Source organism: Flavobacterium cheongpyeongense (assembly GCF_003202435.1).
In the GTDB taxonomy this organism is placed as follows: domain Bacteria; phylum Bacteroidota; class Bacteroidia; order Flavobacteriales; family Flavobacteriaceae; genus Flavobacterium; species Flavobacterium cheongpyeongense.
Window position 1 is genome coordinate 111,763 of the sequence record NZ_QJHK01000008.1, and the last position, 20,835, is coordinate 132,597.

Annotated in this window: 23 protein-coding genes; 10 read left to right on the plus strand and 13 right to left on the minus strand. The window is 34.0% G+C overall.

Annotated elements, in window-relative coordinates:
- Positions 1–57 precede the first annotated feature (57 nt).
- From lgt to prfB, 8 genes are all read right to left on the minus strand, one after another.
- Positions 58–900: a prolipoprotein diacylglyceryl transferase gene (gene lgt, locus DMB65_RS11065; protein ID WP_110306712.1), complete on the minus strand. Its 843-nt coding sequence runs from the start codon at positions 898–900 to the stop codon at positions 58–60.
- A gap of 813 nt (positions 901–1,713) precedes the next feature.
- Positions 1,714–2,190, minus strand: a complete 477-nt coding sequence (locus tag DMB65_RS11070; protein ID WP_110306713.1) for a hypothetical protein — start codon at positions 2,188–2,190, stop codon at positions 1,714–1,716.
- Between the two features lie 101 nt (positions 2,191–2,291).
- Positions 2,292–2,636, minus strand: a complete 345-nt coding sequence (locus DMB65_RS11075; RefSeq protein WP_110306714.1) for a hypothetical protein — start codon at positions 2,634–2,636, stop codon at positions 2,292–2,294.
- Between the two features lie 102 nt (positions 2,637–2,738).
- Positions 2,739–3,161 carry a DoxX family protein gene (locus DMB65_RS11080; RefSeq protein ID WP_110306715.1) on the minus strand — a complete coding sequence of 141 codons (423 nt, stop codon included), beginning with the start codon at positions 3,159–3,161 and terminating at the stop codon, positions 2,739–2,741.
- Positions 3,162–3,281: 120 nt separating this feature from the next.
- Positions 3,282–4,910, minus strand: coding sequence for an acyl-CoA carboxylase subunit beta (locus DMB65_RS11085; protein WP_110306716.1), 1,629 nt, complete (start codon positions 4,908–4,910; stop codon positions 3,282–3,284).
- A gap of 246 nt (positions 4,911–5,156) precedes the next feature.
- Complete coding sequence (lpxD, locus tag DMB65_RS11090; protein WP_110306717.1) at positions 5,157–6,155, minus strand: UDP-3-O-(3-hydroxymyristoyl)glucosamine N-acyltransferase; 999 nt, start codon at positions 6,153–6,155, stop codon at positions 5,157–5,159.
- A gap of 562 nt (positions 6,156–6,717) precedes the next feature.
- On the minus strand, positions 6,718–7,164 hold the full coding sequence (msrB, locus tag DMB65_RS11095; protein ID WP_110306777.1) for a peptide-methionine (R)-S-oxide reductase MsrB: 447 nt from the start codon (positions 7,162–7,164) through the stop codon (positions 6,718–6,720).
- Positions 7,165–7,270: 106 nt separating this feature from the next.
- Positions 7,271–8,369 (minus strand): peptide chain release factor 2 gene (prfB, locus tag DMB65_RS11100; RefSeq protein ID WP_110306718.1). Its coding sequence is split into 2 segments (ribosomal slippage): positions 7,271–8,305 and positions 8,307–8,369, totalling 1,098 coding nucleotides; the frame shifts between segments, so codons are not numbered across the junction.
- A gap of 151 nt (positions 8,370–8,520) precedes the next feature.
- Between prfB and DMB65_RS11105 the strand changes: the two genes are divergently transcribed.
- Positions 8,521–9,540 (plus strand): threonine aldolase family protein, encoded by a 1,020-nt coding sequence (locus DMB65_RS11105; protein WP_110306719.1) that lies wholly within the window; start codon positions 8,521–8,523, stop codon positions 9,538–9,540.
- Positions 9,541–9,629: 89 nt separating this feature from the next.
- Here DMB65_RS11105 and DMB65_RS11110 read toward each other — a convergent pair whose 3' ends face one another.
- Positions 9,630–9,950, minus strand: coding sequence for a YbaB/EbfC family nucleoid-associated protein (locus DMB65_RS11110; protein WP_110306720.1), 321 nt, complete (start codon positions 9,948–9,950; stop codon positions 9,630–9,632).
- A 67-nt stretch (positions 9,951–10,017) separates the two neighbouring features.
- On the opposite strand from DMB65_RS11110, the gene DMB65_RS11115 reads away from it, so the two are divergent.
- Both DMB65_RS11115 and DMB65_RS11120 read left to right on the plus strand, forming a co-directional pair.
- Entirely contained in the window at positions 10,018–12,153 is a 2,136-nt protein-coding gene (locus DMB65_RS11115; RefSeq protein WP_165834918.1) for a S9 family peptidase, read from the plus strand.
- A 68-nt stretch (positions 12,154–12,221) separates the two neighbouring features.
- Positions 12,222–13,262, plus strand: coding sequence for a PLP-dependent cysteine synthase family protein (locus DMB65_RS11120; protein ID WP_110306721.1), 1,041 nt, complete (start codon positions 12,222–12,224; stop codon positions 13,260–13,262).
- 64 nt (positions 13,263–13,326) lie between these two features.
- Here the strand turns inward: DMB65_RS11120 and DMB65_RS22685 are convergent, their stop codons facing one another.
- From DMB65_RS22685 to DMB65_RS11140, 4 genes are all read right to left on the minus strand, one after another.
- Positions 13,327–13,692: a TlpA family protein disulfide reductase gene (locus tag DMB65_RS22685; RefSeq protein WP_110306722.1), complete on the minus strand. Its 366-nt coding sequence runs from the start codon at positions 13,690–13,692 to the stop codon at positions 13,327–13,329.
- A gap of 39 nt (positions 13,693–13,731) precedes the next feature.
- On the minus strand, positions 13,732–14,493 hold the full coding sequence (locus DMB65_RS11130) for a DUF4369 domain-containing protein (RefSeq protein ID WP_110306723.1): 762 nt from the start codon (positions 14,491–14,493) through the stop codon (positions 13,732–13,734).
- A 263-nt stretch (positions 14,494–14,756) separates the two neighbouring features.
- Positions 14,757–15,197 (minus strand): KTSC domain-containing protein, encoded by a 441-nt coding sequence (locus tag DMB65_RS11135; protein ID WP_110306724.1) that lies wholly within the window; start codon positions 15,195–15,197, stop codon positions 14,757–14,759.
- Positions 15,198–15,467: 270 nt separating this feature from the next.
- Positions 15,468–15,719: a hypothetical protein gene (locus DMB65_RS11140; protein WP_110306725.1), complete on the minus strand. Its 252-nt coding sequence runs from the start codon at positions 15,717–15,719 to the stop codon at positions 15,468–15,470.
- An 86-nt stretch (positions 15,720–15,805) separates the two neighbouring features.
- Between DMB65_RS11140 and DMB65_RS11145 the strand changes: the two genes are divergently transcribed.
- The 7 genes from DMB65_RS11145 (at position 15,806) to DMB65_RS11170 (ending at position 20,835) form a co-directional block, all read left to right on the plus strand.
- Positions 15,806–16,348, plus strand: coding sequence for a hypothetical protein (locus DMB65_RS11145; protein ID WP_110306726.1), 543 nt, complete (start codon positions 15,806–15,808; stop codon positions 16,346–16,348).
- The gene (locus tag DMB65_RS22135) at positions 16,348–16,494 is read left to right on the plus strand and encodes a hypothetical protein (protein WP_165834920.1); all 147 of its coding nucleotides are present in this window, start codon (positions 16,348–16,350) and stop codon (positions 16,492–16,494) included. The genes DMB65_RS11145 and DMB65_RS22135 overlap by 1 nt, the downstream gene beginning before the upstream one ends.
- A gap of 110 nt (positions 16,495–16,604) precedes the next feature.
- Positions 16,605–16,838, plus strand: a complete 234-nt coding sequence (locus DMB65_RS11150) for a hypothetical protein (RefSeq protein ID WP_110306727.1) — start codon at positions 16,605–16,607, stop codon at positions 16,836–16,838.
- The gene (locus DMB65_RS11155) at positions 16,828–17,208 is read left to right on the plus strand and encodes a YchJ family protein (RefSeq protein ID WP_110306728.1); all 381 of its coding nucleotides are present in this window, start codon (positions 16,828–16,830) and stop codon (positions 17,206–17,208) included. The genes DMB65_RS11150 and DMB65_RS11155 overlap by 11 nt, the downstream gene beginning before the upstream one ends.
- Positions 17,209–17,313: 105 nt before the next feature.
- Positions 17,314–18,432: a vWA domain-containing protein gene (locus DMB65_RS11160; protein ID WP_110306729.1), complete on the plus strand. Its 1,119-nt coding sequence runs from the start codon at positions 17,314–17,316 to the stop codon at positions 18,430–18,432.
- 141 nt (positions 18,433–18,573) lie between these two features.
- Positions 18,574–20,037 (plus strand): MoxR family ATPase, encoded by a 1,464-nt coding sequence (locus DMB65_RS11165; RefSeq protein ID WP_110306730.1) that lies wholly within the window; start codon positions 18,574–18,576, stop codon positions 20,035–20,037.
- A 123-nt stretch (positions 20,038–20,160) separates the two neighbouring features.
- On the plus strand, positions 20,161–20,835 hold the full coding sequence (locus DMB65_RS11170) for a response regulator transcription factor (protein WP_110306731.1): 675 nt from the start codon (positions 20,161–20,163) through the stop codon (positions 20,833–20,835).

Genomic DNA, 20,835 nt, shown 5'->3' on the forward strand with positions numbered 1-20,835 from the left:
TTCCGTTCAACACGGGCTTCATTGTTCGTGCTTCGCACACAATGAATCCCTTAGCTGTTAGTGGCTGGTTTTATATTTAGTTTCATTTTTCGTTAAATTTTTCCCCATAAAATATATTCCGATAATAATAAATGGAATACTTAAAATTTGTCCCATATTTAATTTCATACCTTCTTCAAATTCCACTTGATTTATTTTTACAAACTCTATTAAAATTCTCATTGTAAAAATTAAAGTTATTACTAAACCAAATAAAAAACCATTTCCTAGTTTTATGTTTTTAGTTTTATAAACAGTAAAAACTATAATAAAAATTATAAAATAAGCGATTGCTTCATAAAGCTGGGCTGGATGTCTTGGAATATTGTCAACTTTTCTAAAAATAAAAGCCCAAGAAATTGTTGTCGGATTACCAATCATTTCAGAGTTCATCAAATTAGCAAGTCTAATAAATGTTGCTCCAAGTGGCGCAACTATAGCAATTAAATCTAGTATTTTAAGATATTTTATTTCATATTTCTTTGAATATAAAAAAAGAGAAATAATAAGTCCTATTGTTCCTCCGTGGCTTGCTAATCCGCTATAACCAATAAATTTTATTTCTCCAATTTGATTTATTTTTATTGGTAAAAACATTTCTAAAATATTTTTTGAATAATATTCAAAGTCATAAAATAAACAATGTCCAAGTCTTGCTCCAAAAAAAATTCCTATTATTCCATATACAAACAATGCTTCGTGCGCATTATCTTTTAAATTTTCTCTTTTAAAAACTCCTTTTAGAATATATGTACACAAAAGTAAACCAACACCAAATAAAAGTCCGTAATATTTTAATGGAAATCCGAAAATATTAATTATTTCAGAGTCAAAATCCCAATTGATGTATAGTGCAATCATATTTTTTATTAATTTCTATTTTCTGCGGTTTTTTTTGGCAAACTATAGCCTAACTCTTAAATATCCGCGACTTCTAAAAGTTAAAGATGTTTAAATTTATTGATTTTTAATTGTTTATTTACCACAACACAAAAAAAACGCATAGCTTTTTTTGTGTTGTCGGTTTTTTCAAAAATAGGAAAAATAGTATTACAACTTATTCAAAAGACTTACTATTTTTCGAATACTTTTATCGCTTACTTCGGTATTTAGCAAAGTGGTTTTAATATTGCAGTGCTTTAAGAGTTATTGTAAGAATTTTATACCATTATATTATTCTAATAGGTGAGTGGTATAACTGTGTCGCAAACTATGGATGTCTGCCGTTTTGTTGATTTTTGCTTTTAGCAGTGCGTTTTTAAAAACTTATTGGGCGCTTCGGCTGCTGTATTGCCCGCCATATTGTCCTTCGAATAAATACTCCAGACGGGTCCGGGTAGAAATTATTACATATCGTGCCAGTATAACACTTGTATCCGCAAAGAGCATCTACAAAGTATATAAAAAAAGAATCCGCCATCAGCGAGGTTTTTTGCGTTTTATAGCGGTTTTTTTATTGTGCTGACTGCTTAATTTTCTTTTTTGATAATAAAAGCAGCAATCAGAATTTTTATGACAGCTTTATCATTTCCCTGCATTTTCCGATAGCTTTAAATGGGGTGAGTAAGTTCTATAGGCTAGGCGAATTGTCGTTAAATCGTCTTAATTTGTCGCAAAAGAAATACGATAAAATAAAAAGAGACTCATGACGAGCCTCTTTTCTGAATTAAATAACTAACTTGAAATAGAATCCTGGATGATTTTAAGCCATTTTTTTGCAAAAATATGATCCTGGTAAGCACTTATCTGCCTGATACGGTCATCATCAAAATCATAGAATGGTATTGTAATTTTTTTAGAAGTTTCCTTTTCCTGAAATTCGAAATCAATTTTAAGAATCGTATCCGGATTTTCTTCGGTGGTTAAAATTAGTTTACAGGAAGAAACATTTTTCAAATCTACATAAGTTGATTCCTGTTGATTTGTATTAAAATTCATCAGAATAAATTTTCTGTGTTTTTGATCGATGGTAAACGTTTTATTGTTTTGAGATTCGGTTAAATCAAAATCTTGTGGATGTGTTGAATTGAATTTCTTTTTAATGTTTAGAATTTTTGTTTTGTTTGCAGTGCTCGATCGTGCTGAAAAATAGACTGGAATGGTCACGATGACCCCAATCACAATACCAATTATGGTTACACTTGTTTCCATTTTTTTGAATTAGATAAATAAATGCAATTATAAACAGTTAATTTATAGCTGTTTATTTTCCATGAAGATTGAATTCTTCGGATTAAAAATTCATGGATTAACTACCAGAAAAAATGGAAAGGATAGAGCAGCAAAGCCTTTTTGCTCTGAGTAAAAAATTGATTTGAAAAGTTTGAAGCTGATTTTATAACCTGATGATGTGGTACGACAGCTAAAAATGAGTGAAACCATTTGTTTATAACAAAATAGTTTGTTTTAATATTTGCAGCAAATTGATAATTTGCCTGTGGCTGGATAAAAGCCAAGGAGTCTGTATAATCTTGAGCAAAATTGGTATCTGTTTTATGACTTTCGATTTTTTGTACAGTAAGATTGTTTGCCTGTGAAGCAAAAAATCCCATCATCAAAAGGGACATAAAAACAACGGTTTTACGAATCCAATTCATACTGGCGAAAATAGTTCATAAAACACAATTAAAGAAATTTTAAGTGCTAATTACTTCTTAAAAGTTATCCTCAACTTTTTTATGTGTTGAGGATAACGTATATTATTGCTGCATTTTGAAGTAATAATCTGCTGAATGTTTTCCGCCTCCATAGAAGAGGAAGAAAATGCAAAGTAATAATACGATAATAGCTAAAATTAAGCTTTCAGAATGCATACGTCCCATAAAATTCACAAGAACTGCTCCCAATAATATAGGTAACTGAGCTGCAATTGCCCAACGGGTCAGTAGCCCAAAAACAATCATTATTCCTCCAATCATGTGTGCCGGAGCGATATAATGCAAAAGAAACATACCGCCTCCATATTGATCGATAGGAGAAATTAAATCGTGTAAATATTCAGCATTGGTTACAAACAAAACTCCTTTCATAAACAAAAAGACACCCAAAGCAATACGTATTAAATCTACTGGTAAATAAGTGTGCGAATTTGCCCATTTATTCAAACTTTTTACATTTTCCATGATACTAAATAATTAAAAGTTATACACTAAGTTACTAAAATTTAATGATATTCTTGTTTTTAAGTATCTGAAAATAAGGTTTTTAATTTTTTGTTTGTCTGGTTTTAAGAATTCCGGAATTTACACTTGAATCACCCCCAGATTAAATGGTTTTTCAATAGGCGCATGATTGGCAGCTTCTATTCCCATAGAAATCCAGGTACGTGTATCTAAGGGATCAATTATAGCGTCTGTCCACAACCTGGAAGCAGCATAGTATGGCGAAGTCTGCTCATCGTAACGTGCTTTTATTTTGTTGAATAATTCAGCTTCTTTAGTTTCATCTATGATTTCTCCTTTTGCTTTAAGAGAAGAAGCTTCAATCTGAGCCAAAACTTTTGCAGCCTGTGTACCGCCCATAACTGCAAGTTCTGCACTTGGCCATGCAAAAATTAATCTTGGGTCATAGGCTTTTCCGCACATGGCATAGTTTCCGGCACCGTATGAATTCCCGATAATTACAGTAAATTTTGGAACAACCGAATTACTGACGGCATTTACCATTTTGGCTCCATCTTTGATAATTCCGCCATGTTCTGATTTTGATCCGACCATGAAACCGGTAACATCCTGCAAAAATACTAATGGGATTTTCTTTTGATTACAGTTTGCAATAAAGCGGGTGGCTTTATCGGCACTGTCAGAATAAATGACACCTCCAAACTGCATTTCGCCCTTTTTTGTTTTGACCACTTTTCGCTGGTTGGCCACAATTCCAACTGCCCAGCCATCAATTCTGGCATAACCGGTAATGATGGTCTGACCATAACCGTCTTTATAGGCTTCAAATTCTGAATTATCTACCAAACGATTAATGATTTCCAGCATATCATATTGCTCGTTTCGGGCTTTTGGCAAAATACCGTAGATTTCATTTGGTTCGAAAGCAGGTTTCTGTGATTTAATTCGGTTATAGCCTGCCTTATTATAGTCACCAATTTTGTCTACTATATTTTTTATTTTGTCTAAAGCATCTTTATCATCTTTTGCTTTATAATCAGTAACTCCCGAAATTTCACAATGAGTTGTTGCACCGCCTAAAGTTTCATTATCTATAGTTTCTCCAATAGCTGCTTTTACCAGGTAACTTCCCGCAAGGAAAATGCTTCCCGTTTTATCTACAATTAAAGCTTCATCGCTCATAATTGGGAGATATGCTCCTCCTGCTACACAGCTTCCCATTACAGCAGCAATCTGGGTAATTCCCATGCTGCTCATTTGAGCATTATTTCTAAAGATTCGGCCAAAATGTTCTTTGTCGGGAAAAATCTCATCCTGGAGCGGTAAATAGACACCGGCACTATCAACTAAATAAATAATAGGAAGTCTGTTTTCCATGGCAATTTCCTGAGCGCGCAGGTTTTTTTTGCCTGTAATAGGAAACCAGGCGCCGGCTTTGACCGTTGCGTCATTGGCGACAACAATGCATTGTTTACCCCTGATGTAGCCTATTTTGATTACAACGCCTCCCGAAGGACAGCCACCGTGTTCAGCGTACATTCCTTCTCCAACAAACCCTCCAATTTCAATACTTTTAGAATTTTCATCAAGCAAATAAGCAATACGTTCACGGGCCGTCATTTTACCTTCGGCATGTAATTTTTGAATTCGTTTTTCTCCTCCGCCCAATTTTACTTTGGCAAATTTTTGTTTTAATTCAGAAAGTAATAGTTTATTATGATCTTCGTTTTTATTGAAGTTTAAATCCATATGATATTGATGTTTTTACAAAATAGTGTTGGCTAATTTACAAAATCAATTGAAACATACATAATAAATTATGATCTTAAGATCCGGATATGAATAGGCTTTAACTCTCAATTTTAAAGAGTTTACAAACGAAAATATATAGATTTTTAAGATTTTGTTTAAATTGTGATTTTACGAAAATTTGAAATTATTTAAAGCAAAAAAACAGAAGCGAACTTCTGTTTTTAATATATTTTGAATAGCGTATTATTTTTTAGAATCACAAACAAGGCGTTTTAAAATAGCCCATTGTTTCAAAGCATCACGTGCTTCGACCGCAGGATATCCTAACATAGTTTTCCCTGCCGCTATATCTCCGGTTACACCAGAACCCGCTCCAACGACAGCACCATCACCAATAGTAGTATGATCTTTTATCGAAGCGCTTCCGCCAATAATAACGCCGTTTCCTAAAGTTACAGAACCGGCTAAACCACTATTTCCGGCCATGATACAAAACTTACCTAATTTGCTATTGTGACCAATTTGTACCAGATTATCAATTTTGCACCCATCACCCAGAATGGTTGAGCTGAATTTCCCCCGGTCAACGCATGAATTTGCACCAATTTCAACTCCGTTTCCTATAATTACATTTCCGATTTGTGGAATTTTTACTAGCCCTTTTTCTTTGCAAGGACGGAATCCAAATCCATCGGCACCAATGGTTGCATTTGGGTGAATAATACAGTCGTTACCAATATGGCAACGTTCACGAACCACGGCTCCGGACCAGATAATAGTATTTTCCCCGATTGTACATTCGTCCAGAATTGTAACATTTGGGTATATGGTAACATTAGCAGCAATTTCAACTTTTGGACCAATATAACAACCCGCACCTATTCTACTTCCTTCGCCAATAACAGCGGTTTCATCTATAACTGCTGTCCGGTGGATGTCATTATGAAATACCGGGCTGGGAGGAGCAAAAAGTGCCAAAATCTGAGACATAGCTAAATCAGCATTTTTTACTTTAATAAAAGCACGATTCTCTCCTGGTTCAATAGAAATATCTTCATTAACAACTGCTACTGAGGCTTTTGAAGTTTGCCATAATTTTTCATATTTTTTATTTCCTATAAAAGAAATTTCAGAAGGTGTTGCTTTATCTAACTGTTCTGTAGCTGTTATGCATTGAGAAGTGTTACCGTAAATTTCACCATTTATAACTTCGTTAATTTCTTGAATTGAATAGGATTTCATCTAATGAATTAAATTTATTGGGGTTAATTTTTCCCAAATAAAATGAATTAGATTTGAATTACCTAATCTTATTTTGAAGTTTTTTAAATATATTTTATAATTAAAGTTTTAAAATTGCTTTTTTAACATTTAAAGTGTTTAATTAATAATAGTTTTGAAAAAATAGCACCATCTTTATTTTCTCAATTTTCCTCAGAAGCGATTTATAAGACAAGTTTTTTAAAAGAAAGATATCGGTGTAATTGGTTGTCAGTGAGTGTTAATCTCGTTTAATTTGCCTTAAAGAATGGTTTTGTTGCAGTTTTTTAATTATGCAATTCAAAGCATACTAAATAGTTTAAATTTTATCTGATTTTTTATGCAATTTTTTTAATAGAAGAAATAATAAAACAAAAGGTTTTTTATTGTTTTAGGTTGTTAATGTGTTGTAAATTAGGCTTTAGCAGCTTTTTTTGTAAAAAAACATTTAACTAAAGATTTTTTCTCTAATTTGTATTATCTTATTAAATATCAATTTAAAACAAAAAAGCGATTCATTTTTATCGAATGAATCGCTTTAATTTTACTGTTTTGTTTTGGTAAGAGAGACAGCATTGATGCAATATCTTAAACCACTTGGTGCAGGACCGTCAGGAAAAACATGTCCCAAATGGGCATCGCAGGTATTGCAGATTACTTCAACCCGAATCATTCCGTATGATTTATCTGCATGATATGCAATTGCATTTTCTTTAAGAGGCTGAGTAAAAGACGGCCATCCTGTTCCGGATTCAAACTTTTCACCAGCGTCAAAAAGCAAAGTACTACAGCATTTACATTCATAAATTCCCGGATCAAACAAGCTGCATAATTCAGAACTAAATGATCTTTCGGTACCTTTTAAACGGGCAACCTGAAATTCTTCAGGAGTTAAAAGCTGTTTCCATTCTTCTTCGGTTTTCTCGACTCTTTTATCCGGAACCGGATTTCCTTTATTTGTAAAATGAATTACATCTGACCATTTTATCATAACTATTTTCTTTTTAGTTTGAAGTTTTATGTTTCGCATTTCAGGTTTACTGTGAGTGTAAACTGAGGCCCAAACTGAAAAAATAAATATTGTTCCTTAAAACGCTCTATTCTTCCTCCTTTTGTCCCATCATCATTAAGAAAGCTTTCAAAAAAGGATCGATATTTCCGTTCATTACACCGTCAACATCACTTGTTTCATATCCGGTGCGAACATCTTTAACCAATTTATAAGGCTGCATTACATAATTACGTATTTGCGAGCCCCATTCGATTTTCATCTTTCCGGCTTCGATATCGGCACGTTGTGCCTGTTGTTTCTTCAATTCAATTTCATACAATTGTGAACGTAACATTTGCATGGCTCGTTGTCTGTTATCTTGTTGCGATCGGGTTTCAGAACACTGAATTTGGATTCCGGTTGGCTTGTGAACCAACTGTACTTTAGTTTCAACCTTATTTACATTTTGTCCTCCTGCACCGCTTGAACGTGATGTTGTAATCTCGATATCGGCAGGATTAATGTCAATTTCGATGCTGTCATCCACAAGCGGATAAACATAAACCGAAACAAACGATGTATGACGTTTGGCATTACTGTCAAAAGGTGAAATTCTGACCAGACGATGGACACCATTTTCTCCTTTCAGATAACCAAAAGAATAATCGCCCTCAAATTCTAAAGTTACTGTTTTTATTCCGGCCACATCACCTTCCTGAAAGTTAAGTTCCTTTATTTTATAACCATAACTTTCTCCCCACATCATATACATACGCATCAGCATTCCTGCCCAGTCACAGCTTTCGGTTCCACCTGCACCGGCAGTAATCTGCACTACAGCGCTTAAACTGTCGCCTTCATCAGAAAGCATGTTTTTAAATTCGATGTTTTCAATGTGCAGCTGTGTTGTGTTGTAATTTTCATCGAGTTCTTCAACAGAAAGTTCTCCTTCCTTATAAAAATCATAAGCAAGCTGGAGTTCGTCTGTAAGTTCGACAGCTTTATTGTAATCTTCAATCCATTTTTTCTTGTTTCGAAGATTTTTCACAATCATTTCTGCTTCTTTTGGTTTGTTCCAAAAATCAGGAGCAAAAGTTTTTTCTTCTTCGTTTGCAATTTCGATTAGCTTGGCATCAACGTCAAAGATACCTCCTCAACGCACCAAGGCGCTCCACAATACCTTTTACTTGTTCGGCTGTTGTCATAAATTAATAATAGTTTTATATGTTTTTTACAAATATTACGTTAATTTGGTTAAGGAATAAACGGCAAGTTAAAATTTATTAAAACTCGCTGTTAATAACTAGCAGTTATACGTAATTTTGCGCTACAAAAATAAGATATAGTTTTTAGAATATGGAAATAAATTTAATCAGCGATACTATTACCAAGCCTAGCTACGAAATGCTGCAGTATATGTTCAGCGCTCATGTTGGCGACGATGTATACAGACAAGATCCGACGGTTATCGAATTAGAAACCAGAGTAGCGGAGTTTTTTGGTATGGAAGCTGGGCTTTTTTTTCCGTCAGGAACTATGGCGAATCAAACCGCTATTAAATTACACACACAGCCCGGAGAGCAATTAATTGCAGATAAATATGCGCATGTTTATCATTATGAAGGTGGTGGGGTTTCTTTTAATAGTGGGGTTTCATGTTGTTTATTAGATGGAGACAGAGGAATGATAAATGCCGCTCAGGTTGCAGCAGCGATAAACGATCCCGAATTCTACCACAGTCCTTTAACGAGTTTGGTTTGTGTAGAAAATACCACTAATAAAGGTGGTGGCGCTTGTTATGAATTAGAAGATCTAAGGGAAATAAAAAAAGTTTGCGATGCTAATAATTTGAAGTTTCATCTCGATGGGGCCAGAATCTGGAATGCACTAGTGGCAAAAAGGCAGAATCCGAAAGAGTTTGGGGCGATATTCGATACCATTTCGGTTTGTTTGTCAAAAGGATTGGGAGCTCCAATTGGTTCAATTTTATTGGGAAGCAAAGCAGATATTCACAGGGCGTTAAGAATCAGGAAGATACTTGGCGGAGGAATGCGTCAGGTTGGTTATTTGGCTGCTGCGGGCTTATATGCGTTGGCCCATAATATCGAAAGATTGGCCGAAGATCACCGAAGAGCTAAAGAAATTGCAGCAGTTTTAAGTACAAAACCATGGATTGCCGCAATCGAACCTGTAGAAACGAATATTTTAATTTTTTCCCTCGCAGAGGGGTATAGCGATAAACTTTTAATAGAAAAATTAAAGCAAAAAAATATCTCAATTAGTTCAATGGGACATAATAAACTACGAATCGTAACACATTTAGATTATCGGGAAGTGATGCATACCTATGTGATTGAAACGTTTCAGAAGTTTTAAGGAAGATGTTTCACGTTTTATTGGTTTCAGGTTTCAGGTTTCAGGTTTCAGGTTTATTCGTTGCGATTATCCTGAAACCTGAAACTTTTTTACTTAAACAAATTATCCATTCCCGGGATCATTGGCATGTCCATCTTGGCAACGGCATCTAATTCTCTTTCGTTAACACTGGTTGCTTTTTCAATTGCTTTATTTAGAGTCACAATTAAATAATCTTCTAATTGTTCTTTATCTTCCAGTAAAGAATCATCTATAGAAATCGATTTTACTTTTCTGTTTGCCGTTAATGTAATTTTCAATAATCCGTCAGTACTCTGTTCATCAATTAAAACCGTATCGAGGCGTTTTTTTGTATCTTCAATTTTTTGTTGGGTTTCTTTAAGTTTTCCCATCATTCCCATTAAATCCATTTTGTTGATTTTTAAATTATTTCAGACAAAATTAGTATATTGCTCTATTATATCCATACAATATTTTATGAAAAAATTAATTCTGTTCTATTGTGTTTATAGTATTTTTGCTGCTCCTTATATAAAAATTAAAGCTCAGTCAATGCAAAATCATATATCGGCTCCGCAAGCCAAAATAATTCCAAAACAATTAAAAAAGCATAAAGAAACCAGAATCGACAATTATTTTTGGCTAAATGACAGAGAGAATCCGGAAGTTATTGATTATCTGAATAAAGAAAATGAGTATTATCAGAAAATGACTGCCCATACTAAAGGTTTACAAGAATCTTTGTATGAGGAAATGAAAGGGAGGATAAAAGAAGACGATTCCTCTGTTCCTTATTTTTATAATGGTTATTACTACATTACACGTTTTGAAACAGGGCAGGATTACCCCATTTTTTCAAGAAAAAAAGGCAGTCTTTCTGCTGAAGAAGAAATTATGTTCAATTGCAATGAATTAGCAAAAGATCATGCCTACTTTAAATTAGGCGGATTAAGCGTTAGTCCTGATAATAAATTTGCCAGCTTTGCTGTTGATATTGTGGGAAGAAGAATTTATACCATTCAGATTAAAAATTTAGTAACTGGAGAAATTTTGCCCGATAAAATTGAGAATGTAACAGGTGAATCAGTTTGGGCAAACGACAATAACACCATTTTTTATGCCACACAGGACGAAGTTACTTTACGGTCAGATAAAGTATTCAGGCATAAATTAAATACAGACTCAGCAACTGATGTTTTGGTTTTTAATGAAACTGATGACACTTTTAATGTTTCTATAAGCAAAGAAAAATCCAGAAAATATATTGTTATCGGTTCAGGAAGTACTTTAACGACTGAATACAGGATCTTAAATTCGGATAATCCGGATGGTGAATTTGAAGTGTTTCAAACGCGCGTTCGTGGTTTAGAATACAGTATTTCGCATTACGAAGACTCATTTTATATTTTAACCAATAAAGATAAGGCTACGAATTTTAAGTTGATGAAAACGCCTGAAAACAGGACAGAGAAAAAATTCTGGAAAGATCTTATTCCACATCGTGAAGATGTTTTGTTAGAAGATATTGAGATTTTTAAAAATTATTTAGTGGTTGAAGAACGGTCAAACGGCTTAAATCATATCAGGATTATACCGTGGAATGGTGAACCAGATTATTATTTACCTTTTGGAAGCGAAACCTACAATGCTTATACAACAACTAATATTGATTTTGATACTGATGTTTTGCGTTATAGTTATCAATCATTGGCAACACCATCGTCAGTAATTGATTTTAATATGAAGACCAAAACCAAAGAAATTTTAAAAGAACAAGAGGTTTTAGGCGGTAAATTTAATAAAAATAATTACATAGAAGAGCGTGTATGGGTAACGGCCAGAGATGGGGTAAAAGTTCCAATTTCGATGATTTATCGTAAAGAATTAGAGAAAGATGGTAAAAATCCGTTATTGCTTTATGCTTATGGCTCATATGGAATTACGATGGATACTTATTTTTCATCGACTAGACTTTCTTTACTGGATCGTGGGTTTATATTCGCAATCGCCCATATTAGAGGAGGTGAGGACTTAGGTAGGCAGTGGTATGAAGATGGGAAACTGTTAAAAAAGAAAAATACCTTTACAGATTTCATTGATTGCTCTAAATTTGTAATAAACGAAAAATATACTTCCGCTAAACATTTATATGCAGAGGGAGGATCTGCCGGAGGACTTTTGATGGGGGTTATCGTAAATGAAGCCCCGCAATTGTATAACGGAGTTATTGCCCAGGTTCCTTTTGTAGACGTTATTACGACAATGTTAGACGATAGTATTCCGCTTACAACAGGAGAATATGATGAGTGGGGAAACCCGAACAATAAAAAATATTACGATTATATGTTATCGTATTCACCATATGATAATGTAAAAGAGCAAAAATATCCTAATATGTATGTGTCTACGGGATTGCATGATTCGCAGGTACAATATTGGGAGCCTGCTAAATGGGTGGCTAAGCTTAGAAAATTAAAAACAAATGAGACACTATTATTTTTAGATACTAATATGGATGCTGGTCATGGCGGGGCTTCTGGTCGATTTCAGGCTTTGAAAGACTTAGCAAAAGAATTTAGTTTTTTATTAGATTTAGAGAAAATTAAAAGCTAATTAGAAATTTTTTGTTAAATTTGCAACCTATCGGGTTATTTAAAAATACCTTGATTAACTATTTTTTTATGAAAGAAGAAATAAATGCTTATAATAATGTTTTAGAGTTAATAGGTAATACACCGCTTATTAAGCTAAATAAAGTCACCGAAGGGTTAGAAGGAAATTTCTACGCAAAGGTAGAAGCTTTTAATCCGGGACATTCGTCAAAAGATAGAATAGCATTATACATCATTGAAGAAGCAGAGAAAAAAGGGATTATATCTCCAGGTGACACCATAATTGAAACAACATCCGGAAATACTGGTTTTAGTTTAGCTATGGTAAGCATTATAAAAGGCTACAATTGTATATTAGCAGTAAGCTCAAAATCATCCAAAGATAAAATTGATATGCTGAGGAGTTTAGGGGCAAAAGTTTATGTTTGCCCGGCTCACGTTTCAGCAGATGATGAAAGATCTTATTATAACGTTGCAAAACGTTTACATGAAGAAACGAAAGGTTCTGTTTATATCAATCAGTATTTTAATCAATTAAATATTGATGCACACTACAACACTACGGGACCTGAAATCTGGCAGCAGACAAAAGGACAAATTACACACCTTGTTGCTTGCAGTGGAACAGGAGGGACAATCTCCGGAACTGCGAAATTCTTAAAAGAACAAAATCCAAATATTAAAATATTAGGTGTTGATGCTTTTGGATCAGTGTTGAAAAAATACCATGAAACAAGAGAATTCGACAATAAAGAAATATATCCATACCGTATTGAAGGTTTGGGGAAAAACTTAATTCCTTCAGCAACAGATTTCGATATTATTGATAGGTTCATGAAAGTAACTGATGAAGAAAGTGCCCATACAGCCAGGGAAATTACCCGTAAAGAAGGTTTGTTTGTTGGATATACTTCAGGTGCTGTAATGCAGGCTATTAAGCAATATGCAGAGGAAGGAGAGTTTACTAAAGACAGTAATATTATTGCTATATTTCCGGATCATGGCTCACGTTATATGAGTAAAGTGTTTAGTGATGACTGGATGAATGAACAAGGATTCTTTGATAGTGTAAACGAAGAAGAAGTTCAAAAAATTGAATTTGTGAAGTAATATATAATTTACTTTTAGACATAAAAAAAACTCCAGATGAAAATCTGGAGTTTTTTATTGGTATTTATTTTGCTAAAAGTTCTAAAATTTTTGCTCTTAATTCAGAACCTCTTAAATCCTTTGCAACGACTTTTCCCGATGAATCCAATATAAAGGTCGCAGGGATTGATTCAACTTCGTATTGTTTGGCAATTGGCTCGTCCCAAAATTTTAAGTTAGAAACATGTGTCCAGCTTAAATTATCTTTTGCGATAGCTTCTTTCCAGGCTGATGCTTCCTTGTCTAATGAAACACCAATGATATTTAATCCTTTTGAATGTAGCTCTTTGTATATGGCTACAACATTAGGGTTTTCTTTTCTGCATGGTCCACACCATGAAGCCCAAAAATCTACAATTGTTACTTTTCCTAAACTTTCTTTAAGCGATATTCTTTTGCCTTCAGGATTAGGGGCTGAAAAATCTGATCTTCATTTAGCGCTGCCAACCGGAGGAGCTGACGCACCAACTGCAGGCAATTTCATTTGACCAATTTTTTCTTTGATAGCTTTTCCTGGTTTTGTTTTTTTCAAAGACTCATCTAAACTGTTGTATAAGGCTTCTGTTTTTTTGAAGTCGGCACTTGGGTCGTTAATTAAACTTTGGATGATTAAAGCTGTAATAAAAGATTTTGGGTGCGTTTCAGCGTAAGCGGTATATTTCTTTTTTGATTCAGCCTGAACCGTAGTTTGGATTTCCATATACTGCTTCATTAGGCTATTGATAACAGCTGTATCCTTAGCTTGTTGGGCTTGCTGCATTTTTTGTGTATTGTTTTTTTGAAAGTCCATTAGGGTTTTTTGAACTTTAGTAAGCTCTTCGTTGAATTTTACATATTCATCATTACTGTAAGTTCCTGAAATTTTTGATTTATGAATACTATCTTTATCAACATCAATTTTTATTTCACCAGTTTCCAGGATAAATGGAACCGGGCCTTGCAAATCCTGTACAATTAAAGTATGAAAAGCAGGTTCAGTAACTTTTCCTTTTATTTCAAATTTCCCATTTTCAACTTTTACAGTATCAAGGGCTTTAGGTGCCATTGTTACGGGATCCTGACCCTGAAGGATTATTGTTTTTCCGTTCTCAATTCCTTTTGCAGTTCCGGTAATAAGGAATTCTCCATCTTTAACTTTACTGCAAGAAATTATCGCTGCAGAAGCGGTAAGTAAAAAAAATATTTTTTTCATTATAAAAAATTAATTAGTTAATTGATTTGTGCAACAAAAGTATTTAAAAATATAAAACATTAACAATTTTACTCCCTAAAATTTTGTTATAGTTTTTTTTGTTTTAAACGGTTTGTATATAGTAAGTTAGTTGTTTTTTTATGGTGATAAAACTATAAATAGATTCATTATTAAGGATCGAATTCAATAATTGAATAGTTTTTTTAGCATAAAAAAAGCATTCTGAGGAAAGAATGCTTCTAATAAATATGGATTGTGAAATTTTATTCCTGATTTGTTTTCTTTCTCCAGGTAAAAGAGTTTAAAATGTGCCTTTTTGCAAATCTTCCAGGAGAATCAGCATTTACCATTTTTACGTAAGTTGCTTTTGGAACACTGATGTATTCGTAAACACTTCCGTTTGAAAAATCGATGATCAAACGACCTTCAACAAATTTATAGTCTGTAATTGAACAAGTCGAAATTGTTTCAGTATATTCAGGTAAATTAGCTTTAATCGTTTCAGGATTAATACTTACCAAAAAGTGGTATGCCTCAATGATTGCTTTACTTTTTTCCTCTGCAGCTTTTAAACCGGCTTCATCTCCCTGAAATTTATCAGGATGCGCCTCTTTCATCGCATTACGATAAATGGTTTTCAAATCTTTTAATTCTGCAGTTTTGTCAACGTTTAGTAACTTTCTGTATTCAACTATTTTTTTCATAAATAAAGGTAACTACTTGTCTATTAGTTTGAAATTGATGTTAATTGTTCAAAAAGACAAATTTTTTGCAAAGGTACACTTTTTTTTAACTTTTTACTTTTGATGGAAAAAATATTCAGAAAATATGTAAAATGAAGTTTTCAGGAGCTATTCCCGCTATCCGTTCTAATCTTTTATGCCGAACACCGGCATAAAAGGATTTCCACTTCTATCGGGGCTAGGAAACTTGTTTTATAAGATGTTTAGATTTTAATATGAAAACTAAAGTAATCACTTGTTTTCTGGTTTAAGGTTGGCCTTATCGAAGTTTTTTGATTTCTTAGGATATTTATCATAACTTATATCGCTTGGGTTTTCAATAACCGATTTAATTGTAACCCAGTCTCCAATAGTAAAGTTTGAATGCACAATTTTATAATCTAAAAGATATTCACCACAAAAATAATTGTTGTTTTCATCTTTTTCGATGATGCCGGTATAAACTCCTTTTTGAGGCATTTTTTCTTGTGAATCTTTAGACATAGTTGTTTTATTTAAAATTGAAGCAACAAAGTTAATCAATTTTGGTTTGTTTTAGGGAGTTCGTGACAATCTGAGTATATTTGCACATGCAAAAAAACTTTAAGCCACATCCTAATTCCTTCAAAAATACATTTTGTGTATTTCATGAAGTATTGCCGGAAGCCGTTAAAGGATTGAAAGTTCAGTTTGAAAGCAAAGCAGGAAGTACCTATTATTATACCGAAGCCGGAATGTACCGTGTTTCGAATCATTGGGGAAGATTAGCCAACAGTAAATGGAGATTAATTGCTATGGAGCCAGAAACTCCTTCTAAAACAAAAACAGGTTTTGCCGCCTGGAATGAATTTTACCCGGATAATGCAGAGGAAAAATTATATTACATTGAAGCTGATTATGATAAAAGCGTAGTAACATATCAGCACAGAAATAATCCGGACTATGATAAAAAAGCAATTCTGAGAACAAGTTTTGAAACCACAAAACGTATCAAACAAATCAGGAATTTGCAACAGCTCACCTCCTGGGCCAAACATTTTGACTACGATGATATTGACGATTTAAGAAAACAAATTATTGATCAGTTGATTTATTCTGAAAAATCTTTAGACGAAATAAAAAGACAAATATAATGGGACGCAATAACGAAAAGAATATCAAAAAACATAATGACAAATTGCACAAAGCCCAAAACAAAGTCAAACAGGCTGAAATTGCACGTAAGGAAAAGCTAAAAGAAATTATTAAAAAGTTTAACGAAAACAAAACTGAAGAATAAAGTTTCAAGTTTGTTTAGTTTCAAGTTACGACACGCAACTTGAAACTTGAAACCTGACCCGAGACTTTAGTAGAACTGGCGAAGCAAACAAAAAATAAAAACAAAAAAATATGAATACTAAATTTGAAAGTTTAAAAGCCAGCGTACAGGAAATTATTGATTTGATTGCTGTACAAGATACCAGGGAGGCAAATAATAAATTGCTTGCAGTAAGTGATGTATTAGACGAAATGCTGGATTTTGCCGAAGAGGATGAAGAACTGAGGGAAATAAGCCGTTATCAGGTTTTATTGAATCAGCTGCATGTAAAACTTAATGGAGAAGAGCCGGTTGATGGAGAATAAAAAATGCTTCTGCGATACGGGTTTAACATTTGATACTTGCTGCGGATTATATTTAAAAAATAATCAAAAAGCACCAACAGCTGTGGCTCTGATGCGTTCCAGATATTCGGCTTATGCGACTCATGATGCCGATTACCTTTTGCAAACAACGTATGTTTCAGAAAGACCATATTATTCAAAATCCGAAATTTTGAAGTGGGCGACCAATAATAAATGGCAGAAACTGGAAATTCTGTCTTATACCGAAAATACGGTTGAGTTCAATGCTTATTTTTTAGACAATAATCAAAAACCTCAAACGCATTATGAATTTTCGACTTTTAAATTCGAAAATAATGCATGGTTTTATCTTGACGGAAAGTTTCAATAACGGTTATTATTCCTGCTAATTTGGCTTCTAATTTTCAGATACTTTAACTAAAAATTAATAAACGTTTCATTTTTCATAGTTCTAAAAAAGATTAATTTTAGAACTATGAAAAACGACTTAAAAAAAGGTTTTTATTTTAAGACTTACGAAGCCCCATTTCAGTCTCCGTTTGAAAAACTTTTTGGAATTTTCAAAGAGCTGATTACCCATACTTCGGGAGATTTTGACGAAGCAATAGACTGGCTTCGGGAGTTGGACAAAGAATACAAACTGACCGACACAAACTACACAATTGATGACTTTATTGAAGACCTCAAGAAAAAAGGTTACATCAAAGACGAAGTTAAAAACGATGGAACTCCGGGTTTTGGAATCACAGCTAAAACCGAACGGGCAATCAGGCAGCAGGCCTTGGATCAGATTTTTGGAAATTTGAAACGTGCCGGAACCGGGAATCACAAAACCAAACATGCCGGAAATGGTGATGAACATACTGGTGAATTTCGGGAATTTAATTTCGGCGATGGTTTGGAGCGTATTTCATTGACAGAGAGTTTAAGAAATGCCCAGATCAACAATGGTGTCGAAAGTTTTATGCTTACAGAAAATGATTTGGTTGTCGAAGAGGCACAATTCAAAGCACAAATGAGTACTGTTTTGATGATCGATATCAGCCACAGTATGATTTTGTATGGTGAAGACCGAATCACGCCTGCCAAAAAAGTTGCTATGGCTTTGGCCGAATTAATTACAACGCGTTATCCAAAAGACACGCTTGATATTTTGGTTTTTGGGAACGATGCCTGGACAATTCCCATAAAAGATTTACCATATTTGCAGGTGGGGCCTTATCATACCAACACTGTTGCAGGTTTGCAATTGGCGATGGATATTTTGCGCAGAAAGCGAAATACTAACAAACAGATTTTTATGATTACTGACGGAAAGCCAAGTTGTGTGCGAGAGCGCGATGGTTCGTATTATATGAATAGTAATGGTCTCGACGAATATATTGTAGATAAATGTTACACACAGGCACAGCAGGCCAGAAAATTACACATTCCGATTACAACTTTTATGATTGCCCGAGATCCTTATTTACAGCGATTTGTAAATCATTTTACCGAAGCCAATCAGGGAAAAGCATTTTATACCGGGCTAAAAGGTTTGGGAGAAATGATTTTTGAAGATTATGAAACGAATAGGAAAAAGAGAGTGAGATAGTTTTTAGTCTCAGTGACAGTTTACAGTTGTCACACTGAGCGGAGTCAAAGCGCTCGTTCAGATTAAATGTTCTAATGAAAAATATTCTACAATAAATTGAATTTTTAAATCATAAAATCGTTCAATTATTAAATAAAAAACATGGAAATAAACAGCATAAATACATTAGGTCAATTAAAAGCCTCAGGGTATAAAAGTATAAGCATCAAAGACGAATTGCGAAATAACCTTCGGGAGAAAATTAAATCAGGACAAGCAGTTTTTGAGGGCGTTCATGGTTTCGAAAATACCGTAATTCCGGAATTGGAGCGTGCGATTTTATCCCGTCACAATATTAATTTATTAGGGCTTCGCGGTCAGGCCAAAACCAGACTTGCCCGTAAAATGATCGAATTATTAGACGAATATATTCCGTTTGTGACGGGTTCTGAAATCAATGACGATCCGCTCAATCCAATTTCACGTTTTGCTAAAGATTTAATTGTAGAAAAAGGAGATGAAACCCCAATTTCATGGTTGCACAGAAGTGAACGTTTTTTTGAAAAATTAGCAACGCCAGATGTTACAGTAGCCGATTTGATAGGTGATGTCGACCCAATAAAAGCGGCCAATTTAAAATTATCGTATGCAGATGACCGTGTGATACATTTTGGAATGATTCCGAGAGCGAACCGCTGTATTTTTGTCATTAACGAATTACCGGATTTACAAGCCAGAATTCAGGTAGCATTGTTTAATATTTTACAGGAAGGCGACATTCAGATTAGAGGTTTTAAATTGAGAATGCCACTTGATATGCAATTTGTTTTTACAGCAAATCCGGAAGATTATACCAATAGAGGAAGTATTGTAACGCCTTTAAAAGACAGGATTGGTTCGCAGATTCTGACACATTATCCGGAAAGTGTTGCAATAGCGAGAACGATTACGGAGCAGGAAGCAAAACTAGATGAAAATCAGGCAGATCTTGTGTATGTTCCTGAACTGGCAAGAGACATCCTGGAACAAATTAGTTTTGAAGCCCGTGATAGTGAATACATTGACAATAAAAGTGGTGTAAGTGCGAGAATGAGTATTACTGCTTTTGAAAACTTAATTAGTACAGCAGAACGCAGAGCTTTACTTTCTGGAGTTGATAAAACTACATTGCGTTTATCAGACTTCATTGGAATCATTCCTGCGATTACCGGAAAAGTAGAGCTGGTATATGAAGGAGAGCAGGAGGGTGCAGCTGCAGTAGCACAGCATTTAATAGGTTCGGCAATTCGGACTTTATTTTCAGATTTTTTTCCTAAAATTGAAAAACTGGAAAAGCCCGGAGAAAAAACACCATATTCGGATTTAATAGAATGGTTTTTTACAGAAAGCGGTTTCGAATTGCTGGATGAAGCTTCGGATGCTGAATATCAGACTATTTTGGATGAAGTAACTCCTTTGGATGTACTGATAAAAAAATATCAGCCACAAATAGATAAAAAGGATCTTTACTTTATGAAGGAATTTGTTTTATGGGCCTTGGTAGAATACAAAAAATTAAGCAAAGACCGTTTTGCAACCGGACATCAGTTTAAAGATATGTACGGAAGTTATATAAGTAAGTTATAATTAATAGCTATTATTCAACCTGACAGTTAAACTTGTCGGGTTTTTTATTTTAAAGCTTTTTCTATTTTAGTACTATCAAATGCAATTCAATCCTTATTTTTGTAAACGATACATCTTAACAATATGAAATTACTGATAGTCGAGGATGAACCAAATCTACTTTCCATTTTGCGTAAAGGGTTCGCTGAAAACAGCAATGATGTCAGCGTGGCTCTTGATGGAAAAACGGCTTTAGAAATGATTCAGAATTATACATTTGATGTAGTCATTTTAGATGTAATGTTACCGGATATTAACGGAATTGAAATCTGCCGAAGATTGCGTTCTTCGAAAAATTTTGTTCCTATTTTACTTTTAACGGCACTCGGAACCTCAGAAAATATTGTAACCGGACTCAATGCCGGTGCTGATGATTATTTGGTTAAGCCTTTTAAATTCGGAGAACTTGATGCAAGGGTCAATGCATTGAATCGCAGGGCCAATCAGGAAACGGATAAAGCTGATAGTATAATAATTGGAGATTTAGAGATCAATGGCAAAGCCAAAATTGTAAAACGCGATGGAGAATCGATTGTTTTAACTGCCAAAGAATTCAAATTACTATATTATTTAGCCAAAAATACAGGCAGAATTGTTTCCAGAGATCAGATTTTAGATAATGTCTGGGACATTAATTTTGATATGAATACCAATGTGGTGGATGTTTATATTAATTACTTACGAAAAAAAATAGACAAACCTTTTAAAACCAAACTTATTCATACCATGAAAGGTTTGGGTTACGTTATACAGCCATAA